This is a genomic window from Tenacibaculum aquaeponti (genome assembly GCF_057221555.1).
On record NZ_CM170147.1, the window covers coordinates 1993742 to 2009594 of the forward strand.

Annotated in this window: 13 protein-coding genes and 1 tRNA gene; 9 read left to right on the forward strand and 5 right to left on the reverse strand. The window is 27.9% G+C overall.

Annotation, left to right across the window (positions count from 1 at the left end; all coding sequences use genetic code 11):
* Window positions 1-2: 2 nt before the first annotated feature.
* The 3 genes from AC2TEO_RS08785 to AC2TEO_RS08795 are packed head-to-tail and all read right to left on the reverse strand — an operon-like array spanning window position 3 to window position 3123.
* Window positions 3-1175: an efflux RND transporter periplasmic adaptor subunit gene (locus tag AC2TEO_RS08785; protein ID WP_442264460.1), complete on the reverse strand. Its 1173-nt coding sequence runs from the start codon at window positions 1173-1175 to the stop codon at window positions 3-5.
* An 8-nt stretch (window positions 1176-1183) separates the two neighbouring features.
* On the reverse strand, window positions 1184-2509 hold the full coding sequence (locus tag AC2TEO_RS08790; protein ID WP_442264461.1) for a TolC family protein: 1326 nt from the start codon (window positions 2507-2509) through the stop codon (window positions 1184-1186).
* A gap of 5 nt (window positions 2510-2514) precedes the next feature.
* Complete coding sequence (locus AC2TEO_RS08795; RefSeq protein WP_442264462.1) at window positions 2515-3123, reverse strand: TetR/AcrR family transcriptional regulator; 609 nt, start codon at window positions 3121-3123, stop codon at window positions 2515-2517.
* Window positions 3124-3250: 127 nt separating this feature from the next.
* On the opposite strand from AC2TEO_RS08795, the gene AC2TEO_RS08800 reads away from it, so the two are divergent.
* The 3 genes from AC2TEO_RS08800 to AC2TEO_RS08810 all read left to right on the forward strand — a co-directional run bounded on the left by AC2TEO_RS08800 (window position 3251) and on the right by AC2TEO_RS08810 (window position 7348).
* Complete coding sequence (locus tag AC2TEO_RS08800; protein ID WP_442264463.1) at window positions 3251-4222, forward strand: polyprenyl synthetase family protein; 972 nt, start codon at window positions 3251-3253, stop codon at window positions 4220-4222.
* A gap of 51 nt (window positions 4223-4273) precedes the next feature.
* A tRNA-Ile gene (locus tag AC2TEO_RS08805) sits at window positions 4274-4347 on the forward strand.
* A gap of 355 nt (window positions 4348-4702) precedes the next feature.
* Window positions 4703-7348, forward strand: a complete 2646-nt coding sequence (locus tag AC2TEO_RS08810) for a hypothetical protein (RefSeq protein WP_442264464.1) — start codon at window positions 4703-4705, stop codon at window positions 7346-7348.
* Between the two features lie 175 nt (window positions 7349-7523).
* Here the strand turns inward: AC2TEO_RS08810 and AC2TEO_RS08815 are convergent, their stop codons facing one another.
* Both AC2TEO_RS08815 and AC2TEO_RS08820 read right to left on the reverse strand, forming a co-directional pair.
* Window positions 7524-8750, reverse strand: coding sequence for a M14 family metallopeptidase (locus AC2TEO_RS08815; protein ID WP_442264465.1), 1227 nt, complete (start codon window positions 8748-8750; stop codon window positions 7524-7526).
* A 39-nt stretch (window positions 8751-8789) separates the two neighbouring features.
* A complete protein-coding gene (locus AC2TEO_RS08820; RefSeq protein WP_442264466.1) occupies window positions 8790-9536 on the reverse strand; it encodes a LuxR C-terminal-related transcriptional regulator in 747 nt (248 codons plus the stop codon).
* A 251-nt stretch (window positions 9537-9787) separates the two neighbouring features.
* On the opposite strand from AC2TEO_RS08820, the gene AC2TEO_RS08825 reads away from it, so the two are divergent.
* The 6 genes from AC2TEO_RS08825 to AC2TEO_RS08850 all read left to right on the forward strand — a co-directional run bounded on the left by AC2TEO_RS08825 (window position 9788) and on the right by AC2TEO_RS08850 (window position 15835).
* On the forward strand, window positions 9788-11401 hold the full coding sequence (locus tag AC2TEO_RS08825; RefSeq protein ID WP_442264467.1) for a vitamin K epoxide reductase family protein: 1614 nt from the start codon (window positions 9788-9790) through the stop codon (window positions 11399-11401).
* A 277-nt stretch (window positions 11402-11678) separates the two neighbouring features.
* Window positions 11679-13865: a peptidase domain-containing ABC transporter gene (locus tag AC2TEO_RS08830; RefSeq protein ID WP_442264468.1), complete on the forward strand. Its 2187-nt coding sequence runs from the start codon at window positions 11679-11681 to the stop codon at window positions 13863-13865.
* A 77-nt stretch (window positions 13866-13942) separates the two neighbouring features.
* Window positions 13943-14137 (forward strand): hypothetical protein, encoded by a 195-nt coding sequence (locus AC2TEO_RS08835; protein WP_442264469.1) that lies wholly within the window; start codon window positions 13943-13945, stop codon window positions 14135-14137.
* Window positions 14138-14289: 152 nt separating this feature from the next.
* The gene (locus AC2TEO_RS08840; protein WP_442264470.1) at window positions 14290-15321 is read left to right on the forward strand and encodes a hypothetical protein; all 1032 of its coding nucleotides are present in this window, start codon (window positions 14290-14292) and stop codon (window positions 15319-15321) included.
* Between the two features lie 15 nt (window positions 15322-15336).
* On the forward strand, window positions 15337-15471 hold the full coding sequence (locus AC2TEO_RS08845) for a hypothetical protein (protein WP_442264471.1): 135 nt from the start codon (window positions 15337-15339) through the stop codon (window positions 15469-15471).
* 142 nt (window positions 15472-15613) lie between these two features.
* Window positions 15614-15835 carry a hypothetical protein gene (locus tag AC2TEO_RS08850; RefSeq protein WP_442264472.1) on the forward strand — a complete coding sequence of 74 codons (222 nt, stop codon included), beginning with the start codon at window positions 15614-15616 and terminating at the stop codon, window positions 15833-15835.
* The last annotated feature ends 18 nt before the right edge of the window (window positions 15836-15853 follow it).

Sequence of the window (15853 nt, forward strand, 5' to 3'; positions counted from 1 at the left end):
TTTTATTTTTTGGCTAATTGTAATATTTTAACTTCCTGACTATCTTTCACACTTCTTGCTCCTTCATTAATAATCTTCATTCCACTTTTAATTCCATCAAGTACTTCAATAACATCTCCTTGAGTTTTACCTGTTTTGATGATAATTTGTTGCGCTGTAGATTTTCCTTCTTTTGTATTAACTACATAAACATATTGCTCTCCTTTTGAATTTTCTGAAATGATACTCTGAGGAATTAAGATTGCATTTGGATTGGTATAATCGTTAATCTTAAGTTTAGCTGTTAAGTTTGGTTTGATACTTCTATCTTTATTTGGCACTCCAATTTCAACTTTAAAAGTTCTGTTTGCTGGATTGATAAAATTACCCGCTTGACGAACTTCTGAATTTAATTTCTTTCCTAAGATTGGAAACTCAACTTCTACTGCTTTTCCTTTTTTAACTGAACTGATGTAACTTTCTGGAACATCTGTTTCTATATACATATTCCCTAAGTTTACAATTCTAAAAACCTCTGCTCCAGGACCAGGAGCTACAACTGTTCCTTGTTCTTTAATCACATCATCTACAATTCCAGCAAAAGGAGCTCTTATGGTGTATTTAGCAATACTTTTCTTTAAATTAGTTACCGCATTAGTTTGCGCTTCGAAATTTGTTTTTGCTTGTAAAAATTGAATTTCTGATCCAATTTTCTGCTCCCATAAACGCTTTTGACGCTCATAAGTAGTTTTGGCTAAAGCTGCATTTGCTTCTAATTGCGCTAATTGATTAGACATCCCTGCATCATCTATTCTAGCTAATGATTGTCCTTTAGCAACTTTTTGCCCTTCTTTTACAAAAACACTTACTAATTGACCAGGCACTTCTGGATATACTAATACATTTTTTTTAGTCTGAACATTTCCTTGTAATTCTAAATAATGAATAAACTCAGACGCATTTGCATTTATAGTTGTAATTAATGGTATTTTTTTATTTTTATCGAGCTTAGAAATTTCAGTATCTAATAATTTTATTTGACTTAATATCTCTTGATTCTTTGTACTTAACTCATCTTTCTTTGCTCTAATTTGCTCTAAATTTCCAGATGCAATTACAGCGTCTACCGATTGTCCTTTTTTACCACATGAAGCTAAAAGAACTGTAGTTATTGTGAATATGAATATCTTTCTCATTGAGTTGATTATTTTATAGGTATATTTAATGCTGTTTCTAATTGTGCTTTTTTAGCAATTACGTTTAACATAGATTGCACGTAATTTGATTGTTGTGTGTAAAGTTGGTTTTGTGCCTGAGATAAATCGAAACTTGTTGAAAGTCCTTCGAAAAATTTCACTTGTTGTTTCTTCTCAATTCGTTCTGCTAATTGTAAATTTCTTTTTGCTGTTTCATAGTTTTCTATACTTAATTGATATTCACTCTTTGCTGTTTGTGCTTGTAAATTCAATTTTTGTTTAATCTCTTCTAATCTTATATCTGAATTTTCAAGTTCTAACTTAGCTTGTTTTATTCTTGATTTAGCTCTAAACGAACCGAATATTGGAACATTTAAACTCACTCCTAAAAGAGAAGTTGACCTCCATTGTTGTGAGCTATTAAAAAAAGAAAAGGAATTTGAGTTAGCAATAGCATTATAGTTAACAAAAGCAGCTAAAGTTGGCAACTGTCTATTCCTTTCTAATTTTAACAATAATCTGTTTGCTTCTCTATCGTTACTAGCAATTCTATAATCGATATGATTATCAAGATTAAACGTTTTACTTAACAAACCTAAATCTGTGTTTTGAATAGCTAAATCCTCCAAAGTATCACTTAACTCTAATTGTTTATCAATAGAATTTCCTAAGGCAATGTTTAACATTTTGTAAGCGATATCTCTAAGACGTTGCGTGTTTCTAATGTTGTTTTCTAAAGTTCCTAAAGTAATTTGAAGTTGTTCTACATTTTCTTCTTCAGTTAGTCCGTTATCAAAAATCTTTTGAGTCTCATTTAAGTTTTTACTTAAAACTCTTTTATTACTTTCTAAAATCCCTAAACTTTTCTCTGCTACTAAAACATTTCCATAAGCATTAATTACAGCTTCTTTAGTTGCCAACTCCGTCTTTTCTTTGGCTTGTTCCGAAATTTTTAAATACGTTTTAGCAGACTGCAATCCCACTAAATACGTTCCATCAAAAATCAATTGTTTTAATGTTACACCAGCAGTAACAGAATGTTTCGCTCCAAAATCTGGAAAACCATCTTGATTAAAATCTACTGGTTCGAAAAGTTGTTTTAGGTTATTTTGATAATCAACTTTACCATCAATTTGAGGTAATCCAATTGTTGTAGTTTCCCATTTCTTTTGTTTAGCTGCTTCAATATTTTTTAAAGCTACTTTGTTGTCGTAGTTAGTTTTTATTGCATAATCAATAGCTTCTTGCATTGATAATCGCAATACTTTTTCCTGAGCATTTATAGCAATACTCATAAAAAATAAAACAAATACACTTGTTATGTATTTCTTCATTAGTTTCAATTTTGATTAATTATTTTTAGTTGTTTTTCTAGCTCTTCTAATCCTTTTTCAGTAGCTATGGCTCGTATATGATATTCTAAAATTTTGTATTCTATTTTTACTAATTCTTGCATATTTTGACTATACATATCACTTTCAAAAAAACCAAAGATTAAAGTGAAATAGAAATCAGTAATAAGAGGCAATTCTATCTCAGCTCTATATAAACCTTGTTCTATTCCTTTCTGTAAGTTATCTTTATTACAATCTTTAAACATACATACTTCTCTCTCCATCAATTTTGTGTAAATTTCTGGGTAAAATTTTCTCAATTGATACATGGGAGATGTTTTTGCGTTTTTAAACATTTCTTTAAAAATTGCTTTAATAGCAAATTCTTCGGCTATTGCATTATACTCATTACTTTTAATGAAATCGATTGTTTCTTCAATAGACTGATGAATAGTAGAACAAGATGCATCCACTAAAGAAGCTTTATTAGAAAAAAACTTATATAAGGTCTTCTTTGATATTCCTAATTCACTAGAAATATCATCCATAGTCACGCTTTTAAACCCTAAGGTTAAAAACATTTCTCCAGCTTTATTTATAATTTTATCTCTCATAATACATTGCAAAGTTACGCAAGGAAACTTTAGAAACAAAAAAAGTTTCCTAAGTTTTAATGATTTTTTAACATTAGAGTTACTCAGTTCTTTTAATTGACTTATTTTTGTAACAAAAACTTTACTTTTGGAATTATCTAAGTACCAGCAATCATTTTTAAATTACTTACAAAATCAGGATTTTAATAGAGAACCAAAAAACCTCTACGCTCCTATTGATTATATCTTACAACTAGGTGGTAAACGTTTAAGACCTTTACTTACTTTAATTGCATGCGACATCATTTCTGGGACATTTGAAAAAGCTTTACCCGCAGCAATGGCTGTAGAAACTTTTCATAACTTCACTTTAGTTCACGATGACATTATGGATGAAGCTCCTTTGAGAAGAGGAAAAGAAACTGTACATCAGAAATGGGATATAAATACTGGAATTCTTTCTGGCGACGCTATGCTTATTTTAGCTTATCAATATTTTGAAAATTATGAACCTATAATTTTTCAAAAACTCGCAAAACTATTCAGTAAAACAGCAATTGAAGTTTGCGATGGACAGCAATTAGATGTTGATTTTGAAACTCGTAATGACGTTACTATTGACGAGTACATTAAAATGATTACACTTAAGACTTCTGTTTTAGTTGGTGCTGCTCTAAAAATGGGAGCAATTGTTGCAGAAGCTTCAGATGCACAAGCTGACGAATTATACAATTTTGGAGTAAATCTTGGTATTGCTTTTCAATTACAAGATGATTACTTAGATACCTTTGGAAATCCAGAAACTTTTGGAAAACAAATTGGTGGAGACATCATTGAGAACAAAAAAACATACTTATATTTAAAATGCATAGAAATTGCCAATTCTAATGATTGTGAAAAATTAAAATCTTTTTTTAATCAAAAATTAGAAAACAATTCTGAAAAAGTATCTGAAGTAACTAGAATCTTTGAAGAAAATAATATTCCAAACTTAATTCAAGATTTAATTAAAGAATACACAAATAAATCTTTCGAAAACTTAAAGCGCCTAAACATCTCAGAATCAGCAAAGGAAAACTTAATAAATTTTGGAAAAAATTTAATGGTAAGAAAAGTGTAAAAAAGGCTTTCAAAATTAAAAAAAGTTTTTATTTTTGCAATCCATTTTACTGGTCCTATAGCTCAGTTGGTTAGAGCACCTGACTCATAATCAGGGGGTCCATGGTTCGAGCCCATGTGGGACCACCTTTAAAGCTTCACTTTTTGTGAAGCTTTTTTGTTTTTACAAACTCATAAACAACAAGTTACAACCCCTTGTATTTACTAGCATCAGAAGGGTTTTTATGTATACTAGGACTCCTGATATAGAGTAAGGTGACCTACATTAATAACACATTGATAATCAATAAAACCTTTCTAAAAAAAGTACTTTTTCAACCATTTTTTTTCAAAAAACACTACTTTTTTACGACTTTTTTATGGCTTTTTTTTAACAAAAAACTCTTGATCTAAAAACTTAGTTAAATCACCAAAAAAGCTTTTAAATTGCATTTTACAAAAACAACAGAGATAAACTCCTTTTATTTATATCTTTTTTTCAATGCAAGACAAACAAAACTTCAATGGTAATCGAGGTGAAACTAGAACAAAAGCTATATTAAGTGAATACTTTTATGTTAGTGAAAGAAGCGTAGATATTGATGGCGCTGATTTCATTGTAGAAATCATTCATAACTCTATTCAAAGCTTTAGAGACTTTAAAGAACAAGGTATTGTACAAGCTAAATATTTTGAAAAAAGTAATCAAGTCAAAATTGCTAAAGCATACATTGAAGATATTGATGGATTAAGAACAAACTTCTTTGCTTTTCTTCATACAAATGATGAAAATGGCAATAAAACTCACTACTTTTTCACCGCTAGTCAAATCAAAAAAGAGTTTAGACTAAAGAAAGACCCCAAAAACTCAAAGGATTATTACATTTTTAATTTAACAAAAACAAAAAAATTCAAAAACTATAAAAACTTAGATGAAAGTAAAATATTCAGAACTATTAAAGAGGGAATTTTAGCCACAGAAAAATACTCTCGTATAAAACTTATAAAAGAAATTGAAGAAAAATTTAAAAACCCCAAGAAAAACCTATCAGAAAACAACAATCAACAATTATTCGACGCTATCAAGAACAAACATATTGTCGAAAAACTACACATATGCCTAAACGAATACAAAGAATTTAGACGAATAACCTCCTGGAAATTAATAGATAAGATCACCTTTTTAAAAAGACCCAATACCCACACATACTATAATAGTTTTCAATTGTGTACAAATAATGAAGATATTATAAGTTTCTTTGAATCAATAGAAATAAAAAGAGAGGTTAAAATCACTAACAAAAAACTATTTAACAACATTCAAAGTGCAGAACAAAAGGTCAAAGAAATTATCAACATTCTCAATGATAATTTAATTTTTCAATTAAATCAAAAAACTAAAAATAAAATCACCAACATTGAACTACAAACTGAATCAATTTGTGATTGTATTGAATCGCACTACAGAAATCTAAATTTTCACTTGATAGCTAAAAAAGGTGTACTTGTTGTAAAACCTAATAACTTATGGGACTCACTAAAGCACTCTCTTACATTGACAAAAATTGGTGAATATGATTTAGCAAAAAAAATACTTAATGAGATTTCAAAATTAGCAAAAGAAGAAAAACAATTAATTATTTATTTTGTTTCAAAATACAATCTTCGCAAAATTGCTCTAAAGCAATGGGATGAAATTATTCCCGATTTAAATCTAGAGCTAGAAACACTAAATATCTCAAATGAATATTTCTCTATTCTTAACGGTATAAATAATGGTAATTTTTCAGGTGATTATCATAACTCAATAGACGAATACTATTCTCAAATAAAAGATTACAAACAAAGAAGAAGCATCCATAGCACTCTAGATATTGCTAAAAAAATATATTACAGGTATGGTGAGTATATTAATTTTATAGACGGTAATTATATTCACCAAGATAATATATATGATAAGCTAACAGAAAAAGTAATAGAAAGCCTTATCATCTCTTATTCCATGACAAATGATCACACAAATCATTTCAATGAATTCAATGATTTTATTATTGAGAAAATAATTCATAATTGTGAACCTGACAACCTATTAAAATATATTCAAAGAAACAACATTAGCGAACTACCTTATCATTCTTTAACTAATTACATAAATACAGTTATATCTAATTTATTTTCAATCGACAACATAACCTTCTTAGAATCTGAAATTACATATATAGACAATAGATCAAAAAACAAAGATTTAAGAAAAACTATTGAAAGAATATTTCAAAATCTTTGTATTTTAATTGCATATTTGAAAGCTGATTTTGATAAAAACTTACTTAATAAAGTAATAATATTTATAGAACGATTAGACTTTTCCATTCATGAATTATCATTACTATCTTACCCTCTACTAAAAAAACCATATTTATTTTCTTGTCATGAAATAATCAAGTTAATAAATCTATTAATAGACAAAAAATTAACCCGAGGTTTCTTAATAACTAATGCTATATATTCACTTAATGAAAAAGGATACATGTTTAAGAATAAAGATTTTGAAACCCTAACTAAAATATTCAATATTGCTATTGAAAACTCAGAATACGGAATTTTAAAAGCATTAAAAACAACAACTTACAACCTCCATCAAAAAAGTCTTGAATCTCAAATTAACCAAACACTTAATAAAAAGTTCAACAAAACATTATTTTACAATAGTGTCATAAGTAAACATATTAGAATTAATGAAAAGCACCTTAATGAGTATATTGAATCCAACTACAAACTAATCAATAATAGTACTCCCTACCTATCAACAGGCAAAAGCTCAAATACAGGTATACCATTCAAGTTCAGAGAACCTTTAAACCAATTAATCACAGTTCTGTACATACTAGACGAAAAAAAAATCCTCTCGAATCATATGATAAAAAAAATAAGAGAATTCCACTCTTATTACAATTTTATTTTAGATTTTGAAAAGTATACTATTCCTACAGATTTTAATATAAATTGGTTATTAGAGAATAAATCTGATGTGGTCCTCAATAAAATTTCTCAAAACAAAAAATTAAAATTAATGCTTAAACAATCTTTATTTCCTGATTTTAACAAAGAGTTTGTAAGGTTATATATTGATTATTTCGATAAAAATTAAATTTATTTTTTTACTACTTTTTTACTACTTAAAAAAACAAATTAAAATTAAAAAACTAAAAAACAGTAAGTTATAACAAAAAAGCAAATTACTCATAATCAGGGGGTCCATGGTTCGAGCCCATGTGGGACCACCTTTAAAGCTTCACTTTTTGTGAAGCTTTTTTGTTTTTAAATCAGTATTTATTTAAAACCTTCATCATTTCTTCCGCAGTAACTTTACCTATTAGTTTTATTCGCTCTCTTGGTGTTTCATCTCCAATTTCGTATGTGATCCCTACGGCATTATGACCGTACAAAAACCAACCTTTAGATACTGGTTTCTTACTATTACCTGGTTTTTCGTTTACTTTGTAATTTGGAATTTCTTTTTCTAAAGCTGCAAACCAACTTTTTATAAAATCAGGAAAAACTGTTCCTTCTTTTATTTTATTCGTGTAAAAAACATCTTCATAAGTAGAATGAAAATCTAAACCTAAAACTATTTTACTCTTAAACTTTTTACTTTCTTTAAGTATAAATCTTACTATTTGCTTAATTTCAGATTGACGATACTGAGACCAATCTCTATTAGTATCAACTCCATTGGCATTATGCCTCCAATGCCCTAAATCAACACCATCTGGATTCACAATAGGAAAAGCCAGTACTCTATATTTTGTAAAAAACGTTTCTGTTAAATTATTTTCTTTTAAAATAGATTTTAAAAATTCTTGGTAAGCAAAAAAACCTGTTACTTCTGGCGGATGTTGACGTGTTAACAAAACAACAATTGGTTTATTTTCTTTAGTTCCTTTAAAAATATCTAAAACAGGAAGATTACGCCCTAACTTAGTTTTCCCTACACTCTTTAAATGAACATAATTTTTAGATCTAATAAGAGTTTTATACCATTTTTCGGTATCCTTAACTGTTACAACCTCTTGAGCTGAAACCCATGTTGTATCTTTTGAAAGATCCAACTTCATTATAAATAAAGAGTCTCTTTTATAAATTAAGCTAGAATCTAATGATTTCCAATTCTCACTGTTTCTTTTTAATTTAGGGACATAACGATGTTTAAAACCTTTTGGATATGTGAACTTTACATATATTGTTTTTGGTTGACTACTCCACAATTTAAATGAATAATAAGCACTATTATTTATTGGTGTATTTTCAGGTTCAACAAATGCCGTAAATAAAGAATCATTTTCCTTAAAAAAATCACTTAACCTTGCTCCATTAAATTTATTTGAAGCAAAAACTTCTTTCTCTATAGAAAACACTTTTTTATCCTGAAGTGTTATTTTCTTTGAGTTTGTATCTACAATATTTTCAAAAGGTACCCTTTTAACAGAATTACATTTAAAAAATAAAAAAATGACTATTGAAAACACTATATATTTAAATTGAAACTTCATATTTATATTTTTAGATCTTTATTATCGTGCTTTATAACTTCAACTTACTTTTTTAATTAACTCGGACACTTTATTTACACCAGTTTTTTTATATATATTTTTTATATGTGTATGAATAGTATGTAAAGAGACCGAAAGTTTATCTGCTATTTCTTTTCGAGAAAACCCTTCAACCAGCAAAGCAGTTATTAAATTTTCTGTTTTAGTTAACTGTTCCTTTTTGTAAATTATTTTTTTTTCAAATAAAGTAATTTGCTTCCTTCCTTCATTTAAACGAACAATTCCTTTTACTCCATTAATAAACTGACTTGATTCATAACATAAACCAGTGGATAAAATAGGTAATTTACCATCAAACTTTGTATAAGAACTAAACTCTACCATTTGCATTATTATCCCAGAATTTTTATGCTTGATTTTATAATAAATTTCAAAAACTATTTTACCTCTTTGTTCAAAATCTAATTCTTTGGAAAAATCATTCATCTTTGGAAATAAATTAGTCGTTAATAATTCAAAATCCTCTTCAACCATGATAAGCGGTAAAATATGCATTCCTTTTTCACGAAACTCTTCTGAGCTATATCCTGTAAAACTATAACAAGCATCATTAACATACTCGTACTTCATTGTATTTAAGTTTAATACATAAAAAATAGAATTTGAATTTATCCCTACATTTCCTATAACTTTAAACTGATCCAAAAAAGCCTGTAATTCATCAGTTTTAATACTCGAAGTATTATGTAATTGCTCTATATGTTTATTTAAAATAACCTTTTTCATATTTATCCATTAAGTATTTACAAATTTAAAAACACTGAGTAATTGACAATAAATTCGTTGTATTTTTTTCAAAACCAATATTTTTTAACCCTTTTTTTAAGAAATTCCCTCAAATAAAACACTCTTAGTAAAACAAAAAAATGTTAAATTTTTAAACAAAAAACAGCTGTTTTAAAAAAAATTGTAACTTTAGAGTCATCAATCAATAAATTTAAAATAAGTATTTCCTCAGTGAAATACTATTGCCTCCTATGAAAAATGCATTATCTTTGATAGTACAAAAGTTGCTATCATTAAACGGAATTGTATATGATAAGAAAGAATTAGCTTTCCAAATTCAAAGTCATCCTTCTTATCCAAGTCTTCATGCAATAACAGGTGTTCTCGATCATTTTAACATTGAAAACATTGCTGCTGAAGTACCTACTGATAGTCAAACCTTACAACAATTACCTGATAGTTTTATTGCTCAAATATCTACAGACAAGGGAGATGATTTAGTAACAGTTAAAAAGGACTCTAAGAAATCTATTTATATAATAACTAGCGGAGAAGATAATAAAGAAAAAAAACTTACAGAAGGTGAATTCTTAACACAATTTACTGGAATTATTGTTGCTGTTGAAAAAACAGATAACATTACAACCTCTAGAGAAGAAAGCAATGTTAAAAACTTTGTTTTAATAGGTTTATTGTCTGCTGCAATCCTTTTCTTATTAATCAACGAAAACAACAGTCTTGTTAATTATGCTTACAGTCTATTAGCCATATTCGGAGTTATTACAAGCTATAGCATATTAAAACAAGAGTTAGGAGAAAGTACTGCTATTGGAAATGCTTTTTGTTCAGGTACCGACGAGAAAAAAGATTGTGATGCTGTATTAAACTCAAAAGGAGCTGAGATTATTAAAAACCACAAACTAAGCGATTTAAGCATTGTTTATTTTTCAAGTGTATTAATTGCATCATTTTTATTAAAGAATTTAAATCCACTTTTACTTATTGGTTTAATTTCTTTACCAATTACAATATACTCCATTTACTATCAATACAAAGTAGTAAAATCATGGTGTTTACTATGTTTAACAATAGTAGCGATTCTATGGTTACAAGCCGCTTTAATTTTTGTTCATAAAGATCCTTCATTTATTATCTCAAACTTAAAATTAACTGATATAACCATTACAATAATTTCTTTTATTGGTATTTATTTAACTTGGAGCTTTATAAAGCCTATGGCTAAAGAGTTAAGCACGCTACAAAAAGAGAAAATTGATTTTGTAAAGTTCAAAAGAAATTTTAATCTTTTTAATAGTTTACTAGTAAAATCTCCTAGTTTGAATACAAACATTAATAATCATAATGAAATTGTTTTTGGAAATAAAAATGCTGCTTTAGAAATCGTTACTGTAACAAACCCATTTTGTGGACACTGTAAAGGAGTACACGAAATAGTAGATGAAATACTAAAGAAATATAACGATTCAGCTAAAGTAATTATTCGCTTTAATGTTCCTGTAGATGATAATGAAAGTGCTGGTGTAAAAGTTACAAGTACATTAATTGAACTTTACAACTTAGGTCAAATAGAAGATTGTAAAATTGCGTTAGATGAAATTTATAGTGGTACCGATCACAAAAAATGGTTAGAAAAATGGAATAAAGAATCACAAACTACAAACCCTATAGAAGTTTTAAAAGCTGAAAAAGAATGGTGCGTTGAAAATGGGATAAACTTTACTCCGGAAATTTTAATCAACGGTAAATCTTTCCCAAAAGAATACAACAGAACAGATTTAATCTTTTTTATAGAAGATTTAGAGGAACATTTTCAGGCTTCATTAAACCTTCATGTAGAGGATTAAAATTAGGCAAAGCCGCAATAGCGACTTTACCTTTCGAACAAAATTCTCTCGCGAAGAATAGACACACTTGGTGAGTGTCTTAAAATGTTCGCCGCAAATGTAATCTTAAAATTTAAATTATTAGGGGAAAAGTAATAAATAAGCATAAAAACCTTATTATTTAAAATCATTTTAAAAACTTTCACCTTATTTGTTACATTTTAGAATTGCAGTGTAAATCACAATAAGTTTTATATAAACTAAAAGTGAGTTTTTAACCAAATGAATTAGAATATACTTGAAAAAATTTCCACATTATAAACAAACAGAGGCTAAAGATTGCGGGCCTACTTGTATAAAAATAATTGCCAAACACTACGGTAAGACTATTAATACACAGCAACTCAGAGAACTCAGTGAAACAACAAGAGAGGGAAGTAGTTTATTAGGCCTTAGTGAAGCTGTTGAATCTATGGGGTTCAAATCTTTAGGAATCAAATTAGCTTTTGAGAAATTAAAAGAAGCTCCATTACCTTGTATTGTTCATTGGAACAAAAACCACTATGTAGTTCTTTATAAAATAAAAAAAGATAACGTATACATATCTGATCCAGCACACGGACTAATAACTTTAACTAAAAAAGAATTCATTAAACATTGGATTGGTAATAATGCTGATGAAAATACTGAAGACGGCATAGCTTTATTAGTTGAACCAACTGCTGCATTTTATTCACAAGAATTTGAAGAAGATGAAAAGTTTGGTTTTTCGTTTATTTTTAAATATCTAATTAGATACAGAAGTTTCGTAATTCAATTAATTATTGGATTACTAGCAGGAAGTTTACTTCAATTAATATTACCTTTCTTAACTCAAAGTGTTGTAGATGTTGGTATTGAAAATCAGGATTTAAACTTTGTTTATCTTATTTTATTTGCACAATTATTCTTATTCATTGGAAAAGCTTCTCTTGAAATTATACGAAGTTGGATTTTATTACATTTAAGCACACGAATAAACATTTCTTTAATTTCCGATTTCTTTATTAAACTAATGAAATTACCTATTTCATATTTTGATGTAAGAATGACAGGGGATTTATTACAAAGAATAAACGATCATAAGAGAATAGAACGTATTTTAACTACCTCTTCTTTATCTGTACTTTTTTCATTTATTAACCTAATTATATTCAGTTTTGTTCTAGGGTTTTATAGTTTACAAATTTTTGGTGTTTTCGTATTGGGAAGTGTACTTTATTTTGCTTGGGTTTTATTCTTTTTCAAAAAGAGAAAAGAATTAGACTATAAGCGTTTCTCTGAAGTAAGCCAGGAACAAAGTAAAGTAATTGAACTTATAAATGGAATGCAAGAAATTAAACTCCATAACGCAGAAAGAAGAATGCGCTGGAATTGGGAATATGTTCAAGCTCGTCTATTTAAAGTTGCAACTAAAAGTTTAGCATTAGAGCAAACTCAAAGTGTTGGTTCTAATCTTATTAACGAGTTAAAAAACATGTTAATAACCATTCTTTCAGCAAAACTGGTTATTGATGGAGATATTACTCTCGGTATGATGATGGCTATCAGCTATATTGTTGGTCAGTTAAACGGACCAATTATGCAACTTATCAACTTTATGAGAGATGTACAAGATGCTCAAATATCATTAGATCGTTTAGGTGAAATTCACAATATGGAAGATGAAGAAAAACCTAGCGACGAAAAAGTGACCAACATCCCAATAAATCACCCTATAAAACTTAAAAATGTTTCTTTTAGATACACAGGGGGATTAGAACCAGTTATAAAAGATTTAAGTTTAGAGATACCTGCAAACAAAACTACAGCAATTGTTGGAGTAAGCGGAAGTGGAAAAACCACATTAATGAAATTATTACTCGGTTTTTATCAAATTGAAAAGGGTGAAATTATTGTAGGAAACTTTAATTTAAAAAACATATCACAAAAGGAATGGAGAAGAAATTGTGGTGTAGTAATGCAAGAAGGTTATGTTTTTAATGATAGTATCGCCAAAAACATTGCTGTTGGTGAAGATTTTGTTGATAAAGAAAAACTTAGTCACGCTATTAAGGTTGCTAATATTTCTGATTATATTGAAGCTTTACCACTTGGTTATAACACCAAAATTGGTAGTGAAGGTAACGGGTTAAGCACAGGTCAAAAGCAAAGATTATTAATTGCTAGATCTGTTTACAAAGACCCTAAATTCTTATTCTTTGACGAAGCTACATCTGCTTTAGACGCAAATAACGAAAAAGTTATTATGGAAAATTTAAACAACTTTTTTGCGGATAAAACAGCAGTTGTTATTGCACATCGTTTAAGCACAGTTAAAAACGCACATCAAATTGTTGTACTTGATAAAGGAAAAATTGTAGAACAAGGAAATCATGAAGAATTAATAAAATTGAAAGGAAACTACTATCATCTAGTTAAAAATCAACTTGAATTAGGTAGTTAATATTTTAAAAAAAAAGACACATCCTTGAGTGTCTTTAAATAATCAAGGATCAAATATTTTTAAACTAAATAATTAATATGAAAAAATCAATTTCAACATTAGGAAAAATTTTAAACAAAGAAGAACTAGCTCTTATAAATGGACAAATTTCTAGAGAAGAATTTTGTGCTATAAAAAAATCTGTCCTTTTAGGTGATTACCAAGGAGATTTAAGTTATGGTTACAAAAGCTATTACACTCATTGTGGCTCATATGGCTACCCACTTTGGTAAAACTAAATTAATAAAAGGGGAATAATCTCCCCTTTTAAAAAAATCTAAAAACAATGGTAAAATTTATTTTTTTATTCTTTTGTGCGTATTGTTGCTTTAGTCAAAAAGTTCTCCATGAGATCCCATTTAGATTAATTGATAATCAGATATTTTTGAATATTAAAATAAACAATAAACCATTAAATTTAATGTTTGACACAGGTGAATTTGGAGTAGTTTTAGATAATAATAGTCCATTATCATCAAAAATATCTCCAAGAAAACTAAGTAAAAAACCATTAATATTTAGTATAAATAATTTCAGAAAAAAGGAAAGATTTGTAAGATTAAATAATATATCTGAACATTTAGGAGAATCATGTGATGGCATTATCGGAATAGATTTTTTTAAAGAATATTTATTAGAAATAAACTACCAAACCAGTGTGATTAATCTATTTGATCTTAATGAAAATAAATTAAATGATTATGAAAAGCTTAACACCATTCATCACACCAAAGATTTGGCGTTTTTTAAGAGATTCACAGTCAACTTGAAAATCTCCACAAATAACAAAGGCAATATTGCTGGAGACTTTTTAATTGATACTGGTAGTAGTAGGAACATATCAACAATTAACAGTTTAAACGAACTAAAACTAAACCCAAAGCCATTTAAAATCAAATTATTAAATTCTAGTCCTCATGGTTTTAATTCTCCTACATATTTTAAAATAAAGGAAATTTTTCTTAATAAAACCTGTTATAAAGATATAATAATAGACAACAATGAAGATGTAAAGTTCCCTAAAGAAAGTAGAACTAAATTAAAAGGAATTATAGGTGGTGGTTTTTTAAAAAAGTTCAATCTTTTAATTAACTACAACAAATCGGAAATCTATTTAAAAAATCATAAAAAAAAACATTTAAATGATTATATAAGCGATGGAATTAGAATAAAAGATTACAGAAAGACTAAAAAAAAACTAATCATTGCTAGTGTTATAAACCCTCAAAAAAACACTTTAAAAGTAGGTGACGAAATACTAAAGATAAATGATATAAATTTTAAAGATCTTGATTTAAACAGGTATAAATTAAACAAGAAAAAACCAGGCAACATTAACAACTATATCATAAAAAGAGACAATAAAATCATTACCGTAAAAAAAATATCCAAATCTATAATAAACACCAATACATAAAACAAAATAATTAATATGAAAAAATCAATTTCAACACTAGGAAAAGTATTAAACAAAGACACACAAAAGAAAATCAACGGAGGATTTGGAAACAACTGTCCTACAATAGATTTTTTATGTGATGATCTTACTGATACTGGTTGTTGTTAATATTTTTTTTAGACAATGAATGTGTTTTAGTTTGTAACTAAAAACACATTTTCTTAACTATATTTTTTCGCGAAGAATAGACATAGACCTTGAATGTCTTTAATTGATCAAGGATTTAATTAACATTTAAATCATATGAGTTATGAAGAAATCAATTTTAAAACTAGGTAATGTTTTAAACAAAGCTCAACAAAAAACAATCGCAGGAGGAAACAGTGTATTCACTGGACCTTGTTTTGAATGGTGCGCAGATCCAGATATACAAGAACTTTATTACAAACCTCTTTTTTGTAACTGTACAGTAAGTGGTGGAGGCACTTCTCCAGGAAACCCTGGAGATGGAGGTCCGCAAGATCCGGTATAATAGATAATTTAAATTAAT

What these genes read in the sequence shown, in the direction of transcription:
- AC2TEO_RS08845 (WP_442264471.1), top strand. Translation starts at nt 15,337, where the DNA reads ATGAAAAAATCAATTTCAACACTAGGAAAAGTATTAAACAAAGACACA.
- AC2TEO_RS08790 (WP_442264461.1), bottom strand. Translation starts at nt 2,509, where the DNA reads ATGAAGAAATACATAACAAGTGTATTTGTTTTATTTTTTATGAGTATT.
- AC2TEO_RS08820 (WP_442264466.1), bottom strand. Translation starts at nt 9,536, where the DNA reads ATGAAAAAGGTTATTTTAAATAAACATATAGAGCAATTACATAATACT.
- AC2TEO_RS08825 (WP_442264467.1), top strand. Translation starts at nt 9,788, where the DNA reads ATGAAAAATGCATTATCTTTGATAGTACAAAAGTTGCTATCATTAAAC.
- AC2TEO_RS08795 (WP_442264462.1), bottom strand. Translation starts at nt 3,123, where the DNA reads ATGAGAGATAAAATTATAAATAAAGCTGGAGAAATGTTTTTAACCTTA.
- AC2TEO_RS08810 (WP_442264464.1), top strand. Translation starts at nt 4,703, where the DNA reads ATGCAAGACAAACAAAACTTCAATGGTAATCGAGGTGAAACTAGAACA.
- AC2TEO_RS08835 (WP_442264469.1), top strand. Translation starts at nt 13,943, where the DNA reads ATGAAAAAATCAATTTCAACATTAGGAAAAATTTTAAACAAAGAAGAA.
- AC2TEO_RS08785 (WP_442264460.1), bottom strand. Translation starts at nt 1,175, where the DNA reads ATGAGAAAGATATTCATATTCACAATAACTACAGTTCTTTTAGCTTCA.
- AC2TEO_RS08850 (WP_442264472.1), top strand. Translation starts at nt 15,614, where the DNA reads ATGAAGAAATCAATTTTAAAACTAGGTAATGTTTTAAACAAAGCTCAA.
- AC2TEO_RS08815 (WP_442264465.1), bottom strand. Translation starts at nt 8,750, where the DNA reads ATGAAGTTTCAATTTAAATATATAGTGTTTTCAATAGTCATTTTTTTA.